This window comes from Stenotrophomonas sp. YIM B06876, from assembly GCF_030711595.1.
Lineage (GTDB): Bacteria > Pseudomonadota > Gammaproteobacteria > Xanthomonadales > Xanthomonadaceae > Stenotrophomonas.
The window spans coordinates 1-717 of the sequence record NZ_JAUJUJ010000407.1 but is presented as its reverse complement, the minus strand read 5'-3'; the positions used below and the strand labels follow the sequence as shown (position 1 = coordinate 717).

The 717-nt window shown below is 65.5% G+C and carries 1 protein-coding gene; it reads right to left on the bottom strand.

The window, feature by feature from the left end; genetic code table 11:
- Positions 1 to 116: 116 nt before the first annotated feature.
- Positions 117 to 717: DUF2220 domain-containing protein (locus QZH66_RS17605; RefSeq protein ID WP_305807119.1), on the bottom strand; the 601-nt coding region annotated here is incomplete at its 5' end.

Below are 717 nucleotides of genomic sequence, written 5' to 3'. Positions count from 1 at the left end.
GCGGCCCATTCCTGTTGAGACATACAGTAGTGTGGCATGGCGCCACAGAACGCAGAAAATTAAACTATTATTTTGATAGCGTTTAGCGCTTGCTGCGTAAGCCTTGGAGGCTGATTTTAGTAAGCATCCTCTGGCCTTGCCTTGGCCCAGGCTTGCATCGCCTGCGCGACCACCGGGGCCGGCAGGAATTCCTGCTCAAGGCGGCCTTTTTCCAGCGTGCGCAGGTGCCGNGCATCCTCTGGCCTTGCCTTGGCCCAGGCTTGCATCGCCTGCGCGACCACCGGGGCCGGCAGGAATTCCTGTTCAAGGCGGCCTTTTTCCAGCGTGCGCAGGTGCCGATCCAGTGCGGCTTCTTCAGGCAGCAGGGTTTCGGTCGGTCGGTCGCGCGCATGCACGGGCTCGGCCACGGCCAGGGGCTGGTGTGCATCGAAGCTGGCGCGGTCCATCAGCAGCGCATGCAGATGGGGCAGGTGGCGGCGCGCGGTGGCCAGCATGGCCAGGCCCCAGGTGTCCATGTCGCCCCAATAGGCCACGCTGCGGCCCTGCAGCCAGGGGGCGGCGAGCCAGGCCAGGTTCAGGCCGCTGCCGAGCACGGCGATGGTGTCCGGCAGGGGCGTGGGCAGCTGGTGCAGGCTGCGTTCGTTTTCGATCAGCAGGATGCGGTTTGCGGGCAGCTCCGTGGCTTGCAGTTCGCTCGCGCGCACGCGCTGGCGTGCA